Source organism: Streptomyces spectabilis, from assembly GCF_008704795.1.
GTDB lineage: Bacteria > Actinomycetota > Actinomycetes > Streptomycetales > Streptomycetaceae > Streptomyces > Streptomyces spectabilis.
The window spans coordinates 1135113-1154940 of the sequence record NZ_CP023690.1 but is presented as its reverse complement, the minus strand read 5'-3'; the positions used below and the strand labels follow the sequence as shown (position 1 = coordinate 1154940).

Sequence of the window (19828 nt, the reverse complement as noted above, 5' to 3'; positions counted from 1 at the left end):
GTAAGGAGCACACGCCAGATGGAGAACGAGGACAAGCTCCGCGACTACCTCAAGCGGGCCACCACGGACCTGCGCACCGCACGCCGACGCCTGCGTGAGGTCGAGGAGCGCGACAACGAGCCGATCGCCATCATCGGGATGAGCTGCCGCTACCCCGGAGGCGTCGCGTCGCCGGAAGACCTGTGGCGGCTGCTGGCCGACGACGGGGACGCCGTCGTGGAGTTCCCCACCGACCGCGGCTGGGACGTCGACGCGCTCTACGACCCCGACCCGGACCACGCGGGCACCTCGATCACCCGGCACGGCGGCTTCCTCCAGGGCGCCACGGGCTTCGACCCGGCGTTCTTCGGGATCAGCCCGCGCGAGGCCCTGGCGATGGACCCGCAGCAGCGGCTGCTCCTGGAGACCTCCTGGGAGGTCTTCGAGCGGGCGGGCATCGACCCGGCGCAGGCCAGGGACACCCGGACCGGCGTGTTCGCGGGCGTGATGTACAACGACTACGCGGCACGCCTGCCGCAGGCGCCCGAAGGGTTCGAGGGCTTCCTCGCCAACGGCAGCGCGGGCAGCATCGCGTCCGGCCGCATCGCCTACACCTTCGGCCTCGTCGGACCCGCCGTGACGGTCGACACGGCGTGCTCGTCGTCGCTCGTGGCCCTGCACCTGGCGATGGTCGCGCTGCGCCGCGAGGAGTGCTCGCTCGCGCTCGCGGGCGGCGCCACGTTCATGTCCACGCCCCGTACGTTCGTCGACTTCAGCCGTCAGCGCGGCCTCGCACAGGACGGCCGGTGCAAGGCGTTCTCCGACGGCGCCGACGGCACCGGCTGGGGCGAGGGCGTCGGCATGCTGCTGGTGGAGCGCCTCTCCGACGCCCGCCGCAACGGCCACCCCGTCCTCGCGGTGGTCCGCGGCTCGGCCGTCAACCAGGACGGCGCGTCCCACGGCCTGACGGCGCCCAACGGGCCCTCGCAGCAGGCAGTGATCACCCAGGCCCTCGCGAACGCGCGCCTCACCCCCGACCAGGTCGACGCGGTCGAGGCCCACGGCACCGGCACCACGCTCGGCGACCCCATCGAGGCCCAGGCCCTCATCGCCACCTACGGCCAGGACCGGGCCGAGGACCGGCCGCTGTGGCTGGGGTCCCTGAAGTCGAACATCGGCCACGCCCAGGCGGCCGCAGGGGTCGGCGGCATCATCAAGATGGTCATGGCGATGCGGCACGGCGTGCTCCCGCGCACCCTGCACATCGACGAACCGAGCAGCCACGTCGACTGGTCGGCGGGCACTGTCGCGCTGCTGACCGAGCGTCAGCCGTGGCCGGCGGCCGACGAACCGCGCCGCGCCGGTGTGTCCTCGTTCGGCGTCAGCGGTACGAACGCCCACATCATCCTGGAGGAGGCGACCGCCACCGACCAGACGCCCCCGGCGGACGCCGAACGGCCCGCCGCCCCTGCCGCCGCCGTCGTGCCGTGGGTGCTGTCCGGCCGGACCCCCGACGCCCTGCGCGCCCAGGCCGAGCGCCTCCTGGCCACCGTGACGGACTCCACCGCGCTCGACCCGGCGGACGTCGGCTTCTCGCTGGCCACGACCCGGGCGGCGTTCGAGCACCGCGCCGTGGTCCTCGCCGAGGACCCGGCCACCACCGCGGACCGTCTCACCGCGCTCGCCGAAGGGCGCGGCGGCCACGGCGTCGTGGTGGGAGAGACGGAACACCACCGCCTGGGCTTCCTGTTCTCGGGCCAGGGGTCGCAGCGGCTTGGCATGGGCCGTGAACTGGCCGACCGTTTCCCGGTGTTCGCCGACGCGCTGGATGAGGTGTTGGCGGAGTTCGGTCCTGAGGTCCGTGAGGTGCTGTTCGGCGAGGACGCCGACGCGCTGAACGAGACCGGGGTGACGCAGCCAGCGCTGTTCGCGGTCGAGGTGGCGCTGTTCCGTCTCCTGGAGTCGTGGGGCGTACGCCCGGACGTGCTGGCGGGTCACTCCATCGGTGAGCTGGCCGCCGCGTATGTGGCGGGTGTGTGGTCCTTGGCCGACGCCGTGAAGGTGGTGTCGGCGCGTGCGGGGCTGATGCAGGCGCTGCCTGCGGGCGGCGCGATGGTCGCGATTCAGGGCACTGAGGCGGAAGTCGCCGCGGATCTGCCGGAGACGGTGGGTATCGCGGTGGTGAACGGCCCGTCTGCGGTGGTCGTTTCGGGTGTCGCCGTTGATGTGGAGGCGGTGGGGGAGCGCTGGCGTGGGGCGGGTCGCAAGGTCACCAGGCTGAAGGTGAGTCACGCCTTCCACTCGCCGTTGATGGACCCGATGCTGGACGACTTCCGGGCCGTCCTGGAGACCGTGTCGTACGAGGCGCCCACGATCCCGATCGTGTCGACGCTGACCGGCGTGCGGGCGACCGCCGAGGAACTCGGTTCGCCGGAGTACTGGGTGCGCCACGTACGGGAGTCCGTACGGTTCCACGGCGCGGTCACGGCGCTGCGTGAGCAGGGTGTCGACGTCTTCCTGGAGATAGGCCCCGGCGGTGTGCTGTCCGGCCTCGGGCAGTCCAACGCCCCGGAGGCCACCTTCGTCCCCGCCCTGCGCGGGGACAGGACCGAACTCGTCGCCCTCACCACCGCCGTCGGCCACTTGCACGTACGCGGTGTCACGGCGAACCTGGCCGCCTGCTTCGACGGCAGCGGGGCCCGGCGGGTGGACCTGCCGACGTACGCCTTCCAGCGCGAGTACTACTGGCTCGACGCCCCGGCCGCCGACGAGGAGGCCGGCGAGCGGACGTCGCCCGCGGAGGCGAAGTTCTGGGAGGCCGTGGAGGAAGGCGATCCCGCCGATCTTGCCCGGACGCTGGGCGTGTCGTCCGACGACCCGCTGAGCGCGGTCCTGCCCCGCCTCTCCGCGTGGCGCACGAAGCAGCGGAACCGCTCCACCGCCGACGGCTGGCGCTACCGGGTCGAGTGGCGGCCCGCCGCCGCCAAGTCCCGGCGCCTCGACGGCTCCTGGCTCGTCGTGGCACCCGTCGGCGAGGGCCGCGCCGAGTGGGTGGGCGAGGCGCTGACCCGTAACGGTGCGGACGCGCACATCCTGCGCGTGGACCCGGCGGCGGTCGACTGGACGGAGCAGCTCGACGGCGTGCCCGCTCCCCGCGGAGTCGTCTCGCTGCTCGGGCTCGCCAGCGCGGGCGCGGGCGCGCCGACCGTGCCCGCGGGGCTCGCGGCCACGATCGGCCTGTTACGGGCGCTCGGCGACGCGGACGTGTCCGCGCCGCTGTGGTGCCTGACCTCGGGCGCGGTGGCAGCGGCCGAGGGCGACGCGGTGGCCGGGTTCGAACAGGCGCCCCTGTGGGGCCTCGGTCGGGTGGCGGCCCTTGAGCACTCCGGCCGCTGGGGCGGCCTCGTCGACCTGCCCGAGGCGGAGGACGAGACGACCGGGGACCTCCTCGCCTCGGCACTCACCGGGGCGACCGGCGAGGACCAGATCGCCGTGCGCGGCAACGAGATCCTCGGCCGCAGGCTGCTGCCCGCACCGCTGGGCGACGCCCCCGGGGAAGGCTGGTCGCCGCGCGGCACGGTCCTGGTCACCGGAGGCACAGGCGCCCTGGGCGGCCGCGTGGCGCGCTGGCTGGCGGAGCGCGGGGCCGAGCACCTGGTGTTGGCGTCCCGTCGTGGCGCCGAGGCCGAGGGCGTCGCGGACCTTGAGGCCGAACTCGTCGGGCTCGGCGCCCGCGTCACCGTCGCCGCCTGCGACGCGACGGACCGGGACGCCGTCGCGGCGCTCCTTGCGGGCCTTCCGTCGCTCACCGCCGTCGTCCACACGGCGGGCGTCGAGCGCCCGGCCGCCCTCGCCGACCTCGACCCCGACGACCTCACGGACTTCGCCCACGTGCTGGCGGCCAAGGCCGGCAGCGCGAGGATCCTGCACGAACTCCTTGCCGACCGGCCGTTGGACGCCTTCGTCCTGTTCTCGTCCATCGCCGGTGTGTGGGGCAGCGGCGGCCAGGCCGCCTACGGCGCGGCGAACGCCTACCTGGACGCCCTCGCCACCCACCGCAGGGCGGCGGGCCTGCCCGCCACCGCGGTCGCGTGGGGGCCGTGGGGCGGTGGCGGCATGGTCGAGGACTCGGGCCAGGCCGCACACCTCCAGCGCGGCGGCCTGACCATCATGGCCCCCGACGCGGCGCTCGCCGGGCTCGGAACCGCCCTTGACCACGGCGACACGCAGGTCACCATCGCCGATGTCGACTGGGCCAGGTTCGCCGACACCTTCACCGCGCGGCGGCCCAGCCCCCTCCTGGGCGAACTGCCCGGATTCCGCGCCGAGTTCGACGCGGCCCCGGCGGAGCGGGACGGCACGTCGGCACTCGCCCGCCGCCTGGCAGGCCTGACCGGGGCCGAGCAGGAGCGGCAGCTCACGGAGCTGGTCCGGTACGAGGCGGCCACCGTGCTCGGACACGTCTCCGGCGACGCGTTCTCTCCTACGCGTGCGTTCCGGGAGTTGGGCTTCGACTCCCTGACGGCGGTGGAGCTGCGCGCCCGGCTCGGCGAGGCGACCGGTCTCACCCTGCCCGCGTCCGTGGTGTTCGACTACCCGACGGCGACCGCCCTGGCCGCCTATCTGCGCACCGAACTCTCCGGTGTGGCCCCCGCGGACTCCGCGCCGCTCGCCGTCCCCGGAGCGACGGACGAGCCGATCGCGATCGTGGCGATGGCCTGCCGTTTCCCCGGTGGCGTCGAGTCGCCCGAGGACCTGTGGGACGTACTCCTGTCGGGCGGCGACGCGGTCACGGAGTTCCCGACCGACCGCGGCTGGGACCTGGAGGCGCTGTACGCCCCCGACCCGGACGCCGCGGGTGTCGGTACGTCGTACTCCCGCAGGGGTGCCTTCCTCGACCGGGTGGCGGACTTCGACGCGGACTTCTTCGGGATCTCGCCGCGTGAGGCGTTGGCGATGGACCCGCAGCAGCGGCTGCTCCTGGAGACCTCCTGGGAGGTGTTCGAGCGGGCGGGCATCGACCCGAACGCACTGCGCGGCAGCCAGTCGGGTGTGTTCGTCGGTACGAACGGCCAGGACTACACCACGCTGATGATGTCCGCGCCGGACAGCGTCGATGGCTACTTGGGCACCGGCAGCGCGGCGAGCGTCATCTCTGGTCGCCTCTCGTACACGTTCGGCTTCGAGGGTCCTGCGGTGACGGTGGACACGGCGTGTTCGTCGTCGCTGGTGGCGCTGCACCTGGCGGTCCAGGCGCTGCGGTCGGGCGAATGTGAACTGGCGTTGGCGGGTGGCGTGACAGTGATGTCCACGCCCGCCGCGTTCGTGGAGTTCAGCCGTCAGCGGGGGCTGTCGGTGGATGGTCGGTGCAAGGCGTTCTCCGACAGTGCTGATGGCACGGGTTGGGGTGAGGGCGTCGGCATGCTGGTCGTGGAGCGCCTCTCCGACGCGCAGCGGAATGGCCATCAGGTGTTGGCTGTCGTACGTGGTTCTGCGGTGAATCAGGATGGTGCGTCGAACGGTCTGACGGCGCCGAACGGTCCCTCGCAGCAGCGCGTGATCCGTCAGGCGCTGGCCAGTGCTGGGCTGGCCCCTGGTGATGTGGACGCGGTCGAGGCGCACGGCACGGGTACGAAGCTGGGTGACCCGATCGAGGCGCAGGCGTTGCTCGCCACCTATGGCCAGGGCCGCCCTGAGGGCCGCCCGCTGTGGCTGGGTTCGGTGAAGTCGAACATCGGTCATACGCAGGCTGCGGCCGGTGTGGCGGGTGTGATCAAGATGGTGATGGCGATGCGGCACGGTGTGCTGCCGCGCACGCTGCACGTGGATGAGCCGTCGTCGCATGTGGACTGGTCGGCTGGTGCGGTGGAGTTGCTTACGGGTGAGCGTGAGTGGCCTGTGGTGGATCGGCCGTGGCGGGCGGGTGTGTCGTCGTTCGGGTTCAGCGGGACGAACGCGCACGCTGTGATCGAGCAGGCCCCCGAGGCGGCGCCCGTCGAGGCCGTACCGGTGGAGCCTGGCGTCGTGCCGTGGGTGCTGTCGGCGCGGTCCGGCGAGGCGCTGCGGGCGCAGGCCGCGCGGCTCCGGTCGTTCGTGGAGGAGTCTGCGGATCTGTCGGTGGCGGACGTGGGGCGTTCGCTGGTGTTCTCGCGTGCGGCGCTGGAGCATCGCGCGGTGGTGGTCGGTGCCGACTCGTCGGAGCTGCTGGCCGCGCTGGAGGCGGTGGCTGAGGGCCAGGCGAGCGGGGCTGTGGTCACGGGGGTGGCCGATGGGCCTGGCCGGGTGGGCTTCTTGTTCTCGGGTCAGGGGTCGCAGCGGCTGGGTATGGGGCGTGAACTGGCGGACCGTTTCCCGGTGTTCGCTGAGGCGCTGGATGAGGTGTTGGCGGAGTTCGGTCCTGAGGTCCGTGAGGTGTTGTTCGGTGAGGATGCCGATGCGCTGAATGAGACGGGGGTGACGCAGCCCGCGCTGTTCGCGGTGGAGGTGGCGCTGTTCCGCCTTCTGGAGTCGTGGGGTGTACGCCCGGGCGTGCTGGCGGGTCATTCGATCGGTGAGTTGGCTGCCGCGTATGTGGCGGGTGTGTGGTCGCTGGCGGATGCCGTGAAGGTGGTGTCGGCGCGGGCTGGGCTGATGCAGGCGCTGCCGCAGGGCGGTGCGATGGTCGCGATCCAGGCCACGGAAGCCGAAGTCGCAGCGGATCTGCCTGAGGCCGTGGGCATCGGGGCGGTCAACGGCCCCTCCTCGGTGGTCGTTTCCGGTGTCGCCGCTGACGTGGAAGCGGTGGGCGAGCGCTGGCGCGAGGCGGGCCGTAAGGTCACCAAGCTGAAGGTCAGCCACGCCTTCCACTCGCCGCTGATGGACCCCATGCTGGACGACTTCCGCCGTGTGCTGGAGGGGGTGTCATACGGGGCGCCTGCGATCCCGATCGTGTCGACGCTCACCGGCGTTCGGGCGACCACCGAGGAACTCGGCTCGCCGGAGTACTGGGTGCGCCACGTACGCGAGTCGGTGCGGTTCGCCGATGCCGTGGGCACGCTCACGGCTGAGGGTGTGGCCACCTTCGTCGAGGTCGGGCCGGGCGGGACGCTGTCCGCTCTTGGTGCGGGCAGCGCGCCCGATGCGTTGTTCCTGCCTGCCTTGCGGGCCGACCGGCCGGAGGAGGTAGCCCTCGTCACCACGGTCGGCGCGTTGCACGCGCGGGGCGTGACTGTCGATTGGGCCGTCTTCTTCGCTGGTCGTGGTGGTCGGCGGGTGGAGTTGCCGACGTACGCGTTCCAGCGTGAGCGCTACTGGCTGGACGCGCTGCCGTTGGCGGGCGATGTGTCGGCGGCCGGGCTGGGTGCGGCGGAGCATCCGCTGTTGGGCGCGAGTGTCGGCCTTGCGGGCACGGATGGTGTGCTGTTGACGGGCCGGTTGTCGGTTCAGTCGCATCCGTGGCTGGCTGATCATGAGGTTTTGGGTTCGGTGGTGTTGCCGGGTTCGGCGTTTGTGGAGCTGGCGGTGCGGGCGGGGGATCAGGTCGGGTGTGACCTGGTGGAGGAGCTGACCCTTGAGGTGCCTCTCGTCCTGCCCGAGGGCGGTGCGGTGCGGGTGCAGGTGTGGGTAGGAGCCGAGGATCCTTCCGGCCGGCGTGAGTTGAGTTTCTACTCCAGTGCGGGTGACGTTGACGAGGGGCGTGTGTGGACGCTGCATGCCACCGGTGTGCTGGGTGAGGGCGGGCGTTCGGACGGGGTTTCGCTGGTCGCGTGGCCGCCTCCTGGGGCGGAGGTGGTGGACCTTGAGGGGTTCTACGACCGTGCTGACTTCGCGTATGGCCCGGTGTTCCGGGGGCTGCGGGCTGCTTGGCGTACGGGTGATGAGGTGTTCGCTGAGGTCGTTCTGCCGGAGGGTGTGCAGGCGGAGGGCTTCGGGCTGCATCCGGCGCTGCTCGATGCGGCGCTGCATGCGATGGGGCTGATGGGTGAGGTCGAAGGGCTGGGCAGGCTGCCGTTCTCGTGGTCGGGTGTGCGGTTGCACGCTTCGGGTGCGACGGTGCTGCGGGTGCGGCTGGCGCCCACGAGCGCGGACGGGGTGTCGCTGGCCGTCGCCGACGGGACCGGTGCCCCGGTCGCCACAGTCGACTCGCTGGTCCTGCGCCCGGTGTCGCTGGACCAGTTCTCCGGTGGTGATCGTGGCGACGCGCTCTTCGGCATCGACTGGGCGCAGATAGCCCTGCCCGATGGCGACGTTCCGGGCGTTGAGTGGTCCTCTCTGGAGAGGCTGGGGCAGGCGCAGGATGGGGAGTTGTCGGACTTCGTCGTTCTGTCCTGCCCGGTTACTTCTGCTTCGGATCCGGTGAATGGCGCGCGTGAGGCGGCGTGTTGGGCGCTTGCCGCGGTGCAGATTTGGCTGGCTGATGAGCGGTTTGAGGGGGCGCGTCTGGTTGTGGTGACCAGGGGTGCGATCGCCACGACTTCTGACGAGGGCGTGCGGGATCTTGCGCAGGCTGCGGTGTGGGGTCTGGTGCGGTCGGCTCAGTCGGAGAACCCTGACCGGATTGTGCTGGTGGACCTGGACGAGGAGGTGGCTTCGGTCGATGTGCTGCCTTCGGTGTTGGGGAGTGGGGAGCCGCAGTTGGCGGTGCGTTCGGGTGTGGCTTGTGCTCCGCGTCTGGTTCGGGCGCGGCAGTCGGTGGTGGATGACCCTGGCTTCGGCGCGGGTGCCGTGCTGATCACGGGTGCGACGGGCACGTTGGGTGGTCTGGTGGCCCGGCATCTGGTCGCCGAGCGCAGTGTACGAAGCCTCCTCCTGGTCAGCAGGCGCGGTGGCGAGGCCGAAGGCGCTGCGGAGCTGCGGGACGAGTTGACCGCCCAGGGCGCGGAGGTCGTGTTCGCGGCGTGCGATGTGGCGGAGCGCGAGGCGGTGGCGGCCCTCCTGGCCGCGCACCCTGTGACCGCCGTTGTGCACACGGCAGGCGTACTGGACGACGGGGTGATCGGCTCGCTCACGCCCGAGCGGATCGGCACCGTCTTCCGGCCGAAGGTCGACGCGGCGTGGCATCTGCATGAGCTGACCGCCGGTCTCGGCCTGTCGGCGTTCGTGCTGTTCTCGTCGGCTTCGGGTGTCTTCGGGGCTCCGGGGCAGGGCAACTACGCGGCGGCGAACACGTTCCTGGACGCGCTCGCGCAGCACCGCCGTGCCCAGGGTCTGCCCGCGGCCTCGCTGGCATGGGGCCTGTGGGAGACGTCCGGCGGCATGGCCGGAAGCCTCGACGAGACTGACGTACGCCGCATCACCAGCGGCGGCGCGACCCCGATCGCCCCCGCCGAGGGCCTTGCGCTGTTCGACGCGGCCGGCTCCACGGGGCGGGCCCTGGTGGCGCCGATGCCGCTGGACTTCCCGACCCTGCGCAGGCAAGCGCGCACCCAGCCGGTGCCTCACCTGCTGCGCGGTCTGGTGCGGGGCACGGCGCGCAGGACCGCCGAGTCCGGCTCCGCCGCCGGGTCCGCCCTGGCGCAGTCCCTGGCAGACCTGACCGAGGCCGAACGCGACAAGGCACTCCTCGACCTCGTGCTCGGCCACGTCGCCGCCGTGCTCGGGCACAGTTCGGCGCACGCCGTCGCGCCCGATCGCGCCTTCCGGGAGCTGGGATTCGACTCACTCAGCTCGGTCGAGCTGCGCAACCACCTTGGCGCGGCGACCGAGTTGACCCTGCCGTCCACGCTGGTCTTCGACTTCCCGACCCCTGCCGCCCTTGCGGCACACCTGGGTGCCGAACTGCTGGGCAAGGTGCTCGACGTCACGGTCGCGGGGCCCGTTGCGGCGGTGTCCGACGATCCGATCGCGATCGTCGCGATGAGCTGCCGTTTCCCGGGCGGGGTCGCGTCGCCTGAGGACCTGTGGCGCCTGGTGACCGAGGGCGGGGACGCGGTGACGGAGTTCCCGACCGACCGTGGTTGGGATGTCGACGCGCTGTACGACCCGGACCCCGACGCCGTGGGGACGACCTACCTGAGGTCGGGCGCCTTCCTGTCGGACGTCTCCGGGTTCGACGCGGGCTTCTTCGGGATTTCGCCGCGTGAGGCCCTCGCGATGGACCCGCAACAGCGGCTGCTCCTCGAAACCTCCTGGGAACTCCTGGAGCGGGCCGGGGTCGACTCGGCGTCGCTGCGCGGTGAGCGCGTCGGCGTGTTCGTGGGGTCGAACGCGCAGGACTACGGGCTCGTGGTGGGCGCCGCCGCCGAAGATGTGGGCGGCTATATGGCGACCGGCAACTCGGCCAGCGTGGCCTCGGGCCGTCTGTCGTACACGTTCGGCTTCGAGGGTCCTGCGGTGACGGTGGACACGGCGTGTTCGTCGTCGCTGGTGGCGCTGCACTTGGCGGTGCAGGCGCTGCGTTCGGGCGAGTGCGAGCTGGCCCTGGCGGGTGGCGTGACGGTGATGTCCACGCCGGGCGCGTTCATCGAGTTCAGCCGTCAGCGCGGCCTCGCGCAGGACGGCCGCTGCAAGGCGTTCTCCGAGGGCGCCGACGGCACCAGTTGGGGTGAGGGCGTCGGCATGCTGCTGGTCGAGCGCCTCTCCGACGCGCAGCGCAACGGTCACCAAGTATTGGCTGTCGTACGGGGTTCGGCGGTGAATCAGGATGGTGCGTCCAATGGTCTGACGGCGCCGAACGGTCCGTCGCAGCAGCGGGTGATCCGTCAGGCCCTGGCCAGTGCGGGCCTCAAGCCGTCCGATGTGGACGCGGTGGAGGCGCACGGCACCGGCACCAAGCTGGGTGACCCGATCGAGGCCCAGGCACTCCTCGCCACCTACGGCCAGGATCGCCCTGAGGACCGCCCGCTGTGGCTGGGCTCGATCAAGTCGAACATCGGTCACACTCAGGCTGCGGCCGGTGTAGCGGGTGTGATCAAGATGGTGATGGCGATGCGGCATGGTGTGCTGCCGCGCACGCTGCACGCGGACGAGCCGTCGACGCACGTGGACTGGTCCGCCGGAGCGGTGGAACTGCTCACGGGTGAGCGTGAGTGGCCTGCGGTGGACCGGCCGTGGCGGGCGGGTGTGTCGTCCTTCGGGTTCAGCGGCACCAACGCGCACACCGTCATCGAGCAGGCCCCCGAGGTGGCACCCGAGCAGGAACTCGCTCCGGAGCCTGTGTACGACGGTTTGGTGCCGTGGGTGCTGTCGGCGGGCGACGAGCCCGCGTTGCGTGCCCAGGCCGAACGTCTGCTGTCCGTGCTGGACGAGTACGCGCCCGTCGATGTCGGCTACTCGCTCGCGACGTCGCGGTCGGCTCTGCTGCGCCGTGCGGTGGTGGTCGGTACCGACCGCTCCGAGTTCCGGGCTGCCTTGGCAGCTGTGGCCGAGGGGCAGACAAGCGGTGCTGTGGTCACCGGTGTGGCCGATGGGCCTGGCCGGGTGGGTTTCCTGTTCTCGGGTCAGGGGTCGCAGCGGCTTGGTATGGGCCGTGAACTGGCCGACCACTTCCCGGTGTTCGCCGAGGCGCTGGACCGCGTACTGGCGGAGTTCGGTCCTGAGGTCCGAGACGTGCTGTTCGGCGAGGACGCCGACGCACTCAATGAGACGGGGGTGACACAGCCCGCGCTGTTCGCCGTCGAGGTCGCACTCTTCCGTCTTCTTGAGTCCTGGGGCGTCCGCCCGGACGTACTGGCGGGCCACTCCATCGGTGAGCTGGCTGCCGCGCACGTGGCAGGCGTGTGGTCCTTGGTCGACGCCGTGAAGGTGGTGTCGGCGCGTGCCGGGCTGATGCAGGCGCTGCCGCAGGGCGGTGCGATGGTCGCGATCCAGGCCACGGAAGCCGAAGTCGCAGCGGATCTGCCGGAGACGGTGGGCATCGCGGCGGTCAACGGCCCCTCCTCGGTGGTCATCTCCGGTGCCGCCGCTGATGTGGAAGCGGTGGGCGAGCGGTGGCGTGCGGCGGGCCGTAAGGTCACCAGGCTGAAGGTGAGCCACGCCTTCCACTCGCCGCTGATGGACCCGATGCTGGCCGATTTCCGGGCCGTCCTGGAGACCGTGTCGTACGAGGCGCCCACGATCCCGATCGTGTCGACACTCACCGGCGCCCGTGCGACCACCGAGGAACTCGGATCGCCGGAGTACTGGGTGCGCCACGTACGCGAATCGGTGCGCTACGCGGACGCCGTGACGACGCTCACGGCCGAGGGTGTGGCCACGTTCGTCGAGGTGGGTCCGGGTGGCACACTGTCGGCACTCGGCCAGGAGTCGGCGCCCGACGCCCGGTTCGTACCGGTGCTGCGGGCCGACAGGGCCGAGGAAGCCGCCCTCGTCACCACGGTCGGCGCGTTGCACGCGCGCGGCGTGGCGGTCGACTGGGCCGCCTACTTCGCGGGCAGCGGTGCGCGGCGCGTGGACCTGCCCACGTACGCCTTCCAGCACCAGCGCTACTGGCTGGACGCCCGGCCCGGCACCGGCGAAGCCGCCGTACCGGACGCGGAGGAGGCGCGGTTCTGGGCGGCGGTGGACAGCGAGGAGGCGACCGCTCTCGCGGCGTCCCTGGGCATCACCGACGAAGGCATGGACGAAGGCATGAGCGACTCGCTGCGTGCCGTGCTGCCGCTGCTGTCGTCGTGGCGGCGCCAGAGCCGCGAGAAGTCGACGGTGGACAAGTGGCGTTACGCCGTCGACTGGAAGGCCGTCGGTGACCCGGCGACGACCACGCTCCCTTCGGGTACGTGGCTGGTCGTGGCGCCCGAGGGCGACGGGCGCGCCGACGCGCTCGGCGAGCTGTTGAAGGACCGCGGCCTGGCCCTCGTCACGGTCGCGGCGAACGGGGCGGGCCGCGCGGAGCTGGCCGACGCGGTGCGGGCCGCGACCACGCGCGAGGAGGTCGGCGGCGTCCTGTCGCTGCTGGCGTTCGACGAGTCGCCGCACCCTGACCACCCCGCGGTGCCGAACGGCGTCGCGGTCACCCTCGCGCTGGTCCAGGCGCTCGGTGACGCGGACGTGTCCGCGCCGCTGTGGTGCGTGACCTCGGGCGCGGTGTCGGCAGTCGCCGACGACACGGTCGCGGGCTTCGCGCAGTCGATGGTGTGGGGTCTCGGCCGGACCGTGGCGCTGGAGCACCCCGGTCGCTGGGGCGGCCTGGTCGACCTGCCGGAGACGCTGGACGAACAAGCGGCCGCACGGCTGTGCGGTGTGCTCGGCGGACCGGAGGACCAGGTCGCCGTGCGCGCTGCCGGAGTCTTCGCACGCCGGCTCCGGCGGGCCGAGCGGACCGAGCGGGCCGAGCGGACCGCCGCGGGCTCCGGCTGGAGGCCGGGCGGGACGGTCCTGGTGACCGGCGGTCTCGGCGCCCTGGGCGCCACGGCCGCCCGGTGGCTGGCGGCGAACGGCGCGGAGCACGTTGTGCTGGCGAGCCGCCGGGGCCGGGCCGCCGAAGGCGCCGCGGACCTTGAGGCCGAACTCGTCGGACTCGGCGCACGCGTCACCCTCGCCGCCGTCGACGTCGCCGACAAGGACGGGGTCGCCGCCCTGCTAGGCGGTCTCGCCGCCGCAGGCGACCCGGTCCGTGCCGTCGTACACGCGGCCGGTCTCAACGGCAGTGTCCCCATCGCGGAGACCGACCTCGCGTGGTTCGCGGACGTGGTCACCGCGAAGGTGGCGGGCGCCGCGCACCTGCACGAGCTGCTGTCCGACACACCGCTCGACGCGTTCGTGTCGTACTCCTCGATCGCCGGTACCTGGGGCAGCGGCGGCCAGGCCGCCTACAGCGCCGCGAACGCGTGCCTCGACGCACTCGCCGAGCACCGCACCGCGCGCGGCCTGCCGGGGACGGCCGTGGCCTGGGGCCCGTGGGCCGGTGGCGGCATGGCGGAGGGGGAGGCCCAGCGGCAGCTGTCCCGGCGCGGGCTCCTGGCTCTGCCGCCCGAACTCGCGGTGGGCGCCATCGCCGACGCGGTCGGCGGTGACAGGGCGAGCACGGTCGTGGCGAACGTCGACTGGGAGCGGTTCGCCCCGGCGTTCACGATCGGCAGGCCCAGCCCGCTGCTCGCCGACCTGGCCGAGGCGCAGGCCGCGGTCACGGACGGGGCCGCCGCGCCCGAAGGCTCCGAGGAGCCGGACGCGGAGGGGGCGGAGCTGCGGCGCCGTCTCACCGCTCTGGACTCGGTGAAGCGGTGGGAGCTGATGCGCGGCCTCGTCGTGGAGCAGGCCGCCGCCGTCCTGGGGCACGCCTCGGCCGGCGCGGTCGACCCCGACCGGGCGTTCCGCGAGCTGGGCTTCGACTCGCTGACCGCGGTGGAGCTGCGCAACCGGCTGACGGCCGCGTCCGGCCTGACCCTGCCCGCGACCGTCGTCTTCGACTACCCCAGCCCCGCGACGCTGGCCGAGCACCTCCTGACGGAGGTCCTGGAGCCGCACGGCGGCCCGCTCCCGGCGGCGAACACCGCCATGGCGGGTGCGAGCGACGAGCCGATCGCGATCGTGTCGATGGCGTGCCGGTTCCCCGGCGGCGTGACGAGCCCGGAAGACCTGTGGGACGTACTCCTGGCGGGCGGCGACGCGGTGTCGGAGTTCCCGAGCGACCGTGGCTGGGACCTGGAGGCGCTGTACGACCCGGACCCCGAAAGCGTGGGTACGTCGTACTCCCGCAGAGGCGCCTTCCTCGACCGCGTGGCCGAGTTCGACGCGGGCTTCTTCGGGATCTCGCCGCGCGAGGCGTTGGCGATGGACCCGCAGCAGCGGCTGCTCCTGGAGACCTCCTGGGAGGTCATCGAGCGGGCGGGCATCGACCCGAACACGGTCCGCGGCGAGCGGGTGGGCGTGTTCGTCGGCTCGAACGTCCAGGACTACGGCCTGGTCCTCGACGGCGCCGCCGAGGACGTGGGCGGACACGTGGCGACGGGCAGTGCGGCGAGCGTCATGTCCGGTCGTCTGTCGTACACGTTCGGCTTCGAGGGTCCTGCGGTGACGGTGGACACGGCGTGTTCGTCGTCGCTGGTGGCGCTGCATCTGGCGGTGCAGGCGCTGCGTTCGGGCGAGTGCGAGCTGGCGTTGGCGGGTGGCGTGACGGTGATGTCGACTCCGGGCGCGTTCATCGAGTTCAGCCGTCAGCGGGGGCTTTCCACCGACGGCCGGTGCAAGGCGTTCTCCGACGGCGCCGACGGCACCGGCTGGGGTGAGGGCGTCGGCATGCTGGTCGTGGAGCGCCTCTCCGATGCCCAGCGCAATGGTCACCAAGTGCTGGCTGTCGTACGGGGTTCGGCGGTGAATCAGGATGGTGCGTCCAATGGTCTGACGGCGCCGAATGGCCCCTCGCAGCAGCGGGTGATCCGTCAGGCCCTGGCCAGTGCGGGCCTCAAGCCGTCCGATGTGGACGCGGTGGAGGCGCACGGCACCGGCACCAAGCTGGGTGACCCGATCGAGGCCCAGGCACTCCTGGCTACGTACGGGCAGGACCGTCCCGCCGATCGGCCCCTACGGCTGGGTTCGGTGAAGTCGAACATCGGTCATACGCAGGCTGCGGCCGGTGTAGCGGGTGTGATCAAGATGGTGATGGCGATGCGGCACGGTGTGCTGCCGCGCACGCTGCACGCGGACGAGCCCTCGTCGCATGTGGACTGGTCCGCCGGAGCGGTCGAGTTGCTTACGGGTGAGCGTGAGTGGCCTGTGGTGGACCGGCCGTGGCGGGCGGGTGTGTCGTCGTTCGGGTTCAGCGGGACGAACGCGCACGCCGTCATCGAGCAGGCCCCCGAGGCGGCGCCCGTCGAGGCCGTACCGGTGGAGCCTGGCGTCGTGCCGTGGGTGCTGTCGGCGCGGTCCGGCGAGGCGCTGCGGGCGCAGGCCGCGAGGCTCCGGGAGCGGCTCGAGCGCGAGGCGGACGTTTCGGTCGCCGACGTCGCGCACTCGTTGCGGTCCCGGTCCACGTTCGACCACCGGGCCGTGCTGGTGGGCCTGGACCGGGAGGAGTTCCTCTCCGGGCTCACCGCGCTTGCGGATGGCCGTGAGGCGCCGAACGTCGTGACCGGCGCGGCGGAAGACCTCGGTTCCGACGTGGTGTTCGTGTTCCCCGGCCACGGCTCGCAGTGGGTCGGCATGGCGCTGGAACTCCTGGAGTCCTCGCCGGTGTTCCGCGCGCGGATGCAGGAATGCGCGCGGGCGCTGGAAGAGCACGTCGACTGGACGCTCCTCGCCGCGATCCGGGACCCCGAGCTGATGGAGCGGCTGGACGTCGTGCAGCCCGCCCTGTTCGCGGTGATGGTGTCGCTGGCCGCCACCTGGCGGTCGTGGGGCGTCGAGCCGAGCGCCGTCCTCGGGCACTCGCAGGGCGAGATCGCGGCGGCGTGCGTCGCGGGCGCCCTGTCCCTGGAGGACGCGGCACGCCTGGCCGTCGTGCGGAGCAAGGCGCTGACCGCCCTCGCCGGACACGGCGGTATGGTGTCCGTCGCGCTCGGCGTGGACGCCGTACGGGAACTCATCGCGCCCTGGGCAGGGCAGCTCGCGGTCGGCGTCGTGAACGGCCCCGCCGCAGTGGTCGTGTCCGGTGACGTCGCCGCACTCGACGAACTGGTGGAGGTCTGCGCCGAGAACGGCGTGTGGACGCGGCGGGTCCAGGCGGACTACGCCCCGCACTCCCACCACGTCGAGCGGGTCGAGGCGGAACTCCTCGAAGGGCTCGCGGACGTGGTGCCGCGCTCCGGCGACGTCCCGTACTTCTCGCCGCTCACCGGGGGCTGGCTGGACACCCGTGAGCTGGACGCCGCGTACTGGTACCGGAGCCTGAGGCAGCCGGTGGAGTTCGCGGACTCCGTGTCCGCCCTGGTGGCCGAGGGCTTCAAGACCTTCGTCGAGGCGAGCCCGCACCCGGTGCTGGCGGCGGGACTCGGCGAACTGGTCGGCTCCGGCGGCGTGGTGGCCGGCTCGCTGCGGCGGGGCGACGGCGGCCGGGCACGGCTGCTGACCTCGGCCGCAGGCCTGTTCGTACGCGGCGGCCGGGTGGAGTGGGACCTGCCCGACGCACGGCGCGTGGACCTGCCCACGTACGCGTTCCAACGCGAGCGCCACTGGCCCACCACGTCGTACGCCGCTACGGGCGACGTGACCTCGGCCGGCCTGGGACGCGTGGACCACCCCGTGCTCGTGGCCGTCACCGAACTCGCGGACTCCGAGGGCCTCGTCTTCAGCGGCAGGCTGTCCCTGCGCACCCACCCGTGGCTCACCGACTACCGCGTCCTGGGCGCCGCGCTGCTTCCCGGCGCGGCCTACGCGGACCTCGTGCTGCGCGCCGGAGACCACGTCGGCTGCGCGTCCCTCGACGACCTGGTCCTCGAAACGCCCCTGGTGCTGCCCGAGCGGGACGGCGTCCAGGTGCGGCTCAGCCTCGACGGGCCGGACGCGTCGGGCAGGCGGGCGTTCACCGTGGACTCCCGGGGCGACGGAGGCGGGGAGTGGACCCGGCACGCCACCGGCGCGCTCGCCGCCGGGGCGGAACCCGTCACCGACGACCTCGTCGCCTGGCCGCCCGCCGAGGCCGAACCGGTCGACCTCGACGACCACTACGTCACCGTCGCCGCCTCCTCGGGCCTCGACCACGGCCCCGCCTTCCAGGGTCTGCGCGCCGCCTGGCGCAAGGGCGACGAGGTGTTCGCCGAGGTGGCGCTGGACGACGGCCTCGCCGACGACGGCTACGGCCTGCACCCGGCCCTCCTGGACGGCGCCCTGCACGCGATCGGCCTCGGGGTGAGCGCACCCGGGCTCCCGTTCTCGTGGGCCGGAGTACGACTCCTCGCGACCGGCGCGACCACGCTGCGGGTCCGTCTGACGCCGGTCGGCGTGGACGCTGTGGCAGTGCTCGTCACCGACGGCACCGGCCAGCCCGTCGCCGCCGTCGACGAGCTGAGCCTGCGGCCCCTCTCGGCCGACCAGCTCAACCTCGCGCGCTCCGCCCACCGCGACTCGCTGTTCGAGGTGAAGTGGGTTCCCACGCCGGACGCCGCGCCCGAGCCCGGCACCTGGGCCGTGCTCGGCGACGACACCGCGGGCCTCGCCCACGCGCTCACCGCGGCGGGCGAACCCGTCGACGAGCACGGCGACCTGGCGGCGCTCCGCGCCGCAGTCGACGCCGGGATGCCCGTGCCCCGGTGCGTGGCCGTGACGCCGGGGGAGGGCGCGGCGAACTCCCGCGAGGCGACGAGCCGCACCCTCGGCCTGCTCCAGCGGTGGCTCGCTGACGACAGGTTCACCGAGTCCCGGCTCGTGCTGCTGACCAGCGGCGCGATCGCGGCCGGAGCGGACGAGGACGTACCGGACCTGGTGCGCGCTCCCGTGTGGGGCCTGGTGCGGGCAGCACAGTCGGAACACCCGGCGCGCTTCGTCCTCGTCGACGTGGACGGACACGAGAAGTCCCTGTCCAGGCTGCCCGCCGCGGTGGCGACCGGGGAACCGCAGATCGCGGTCAGGAACGGCACCGCCTCGGTGGCCAGGCTCGCCCGGCTCGCCGTGCCGGCCGAGGCGCCCGAGCCGGAGGCGTTCGCCCCCGACAGCACGGTGCTGATCACCGGTGGCCTCGGAGTGCTCGGCGGCGTGACCGCACGGCACCTCGTCACCCGCCACGGAGTGCGGAACCTGGTACTGACCGGCAGGCGCGGCCCGGCCACGCCCGGCGCGCAGCAACTGCGCGCGGAACTGGAGGAACTGGGCGCGCGGGTCACGGTCGTGGCCTGCGACGTGAGCGAGCGCGCCGAGGTCGCCGCGCTCCTGGCCGAGCACCCCGTGACCGCCGTCGTGCACACGGCGGGCGTACTGGACGACGGCGTGATCGAGTCCCTGACCCCGGAGCACGTCGACAGGGTGCTCGGCCCCAAGGCCGACGCCGCGCGCCACCTGCACGAACTGACGCTCGGTACGGACCTCACGGCGTTCGTCCTGTTCTCGGCCGTCGCCGGTGTGTTCGGCAGCCCCGGCCAGGGCAACTACGCGGCCGCCAACGCGTACCTCGACGCGCTCGCCCAGCACCGCCGGGCCGCCGGACTGCCCGCGACCTCGCTCGCCTGGGGCCTGTGGGCCGAGGCCAGCGGCATCACGGGACACCTCGACGAAGCCGACGTGCAGCGCATGGCGAGGGGCGGCCTGGCCCCGCTGACCTCCGAGGACGGCATGGCACTCTTCGACGCGGCGCGCGCGACCGGCGCCGCGACCGCGGTGCCCGCCGCGATCGACCTGGCCGCGCTCCGGGCCCGCCCGGAGCAGGTGCGGCCGATGCTGCGCGGTCTCGTTCCCACCCCCGCGCGCAGGACCGCGCGCTCCGGCGGCGGCTCCGGCACGGTCCCGCTCGCCCAGCGGCTCGCGGGTCTCACCGAGGCGGAGCAGGACCGGGCCCTCGTGCACCTCGTGCGCACCCACACCGCGGCCGTGCTCGGCTTCGCGGGACCGGACGCCGTCGAGGCGGACCGCGCGTTCAAGGAACTCGGCTTCGACTCGCTGACCGGCGTGGAGCTCCGCAACAGGCTCGACGCCGAGGTCGAGTCGCGGCTGCCCGCCACCCTGGTGTTCGACCACCCGAACCCGGCGGCACTCGCGGCCCACCTGCGCACGACGGTGCTCGCCGACGGCGGCACACCCGCCGCCGGTGTGCTCAGCGAGCTGAACAAACTGTCGGTCACCATCTCCAAGCTCGACCCGCACGACGAGCTGGCCGGCGACATCCGGCTGCGGCTCCGGTCGCTCCTGTCCACCTGGGACGACAAGGAGCCCGAGGCCGCGGCGGACGACCTCAGCGCGGCAACCCTCGATGACGTCTTCGACATCATCGACGAGGAACTCGGAAAGTCCTGACCAGCCGGTTCTCGGGCTGTCAGCAAGAACATCCGGCACGGACCCTCACCAAAACGGG

The 19828-nt window shown here is 72.8% G+C and carries 1 protein-coding gene; it reads left to right on the top strand.

The features are described from left to right. The first annotated feature begins 18 nt into the window (after window positions 1–18). Entirely contained in the window at window positions 19–19770 is a 19752-nt protein-coding gene (locus CP982_RS04470) for a type I polyketide synthase (RefSeq protein ID WP_150509273.1), read from the top strand. The last annotated feature ends 58 nt before the right edge of the window (window positions 19771–19828 follow it).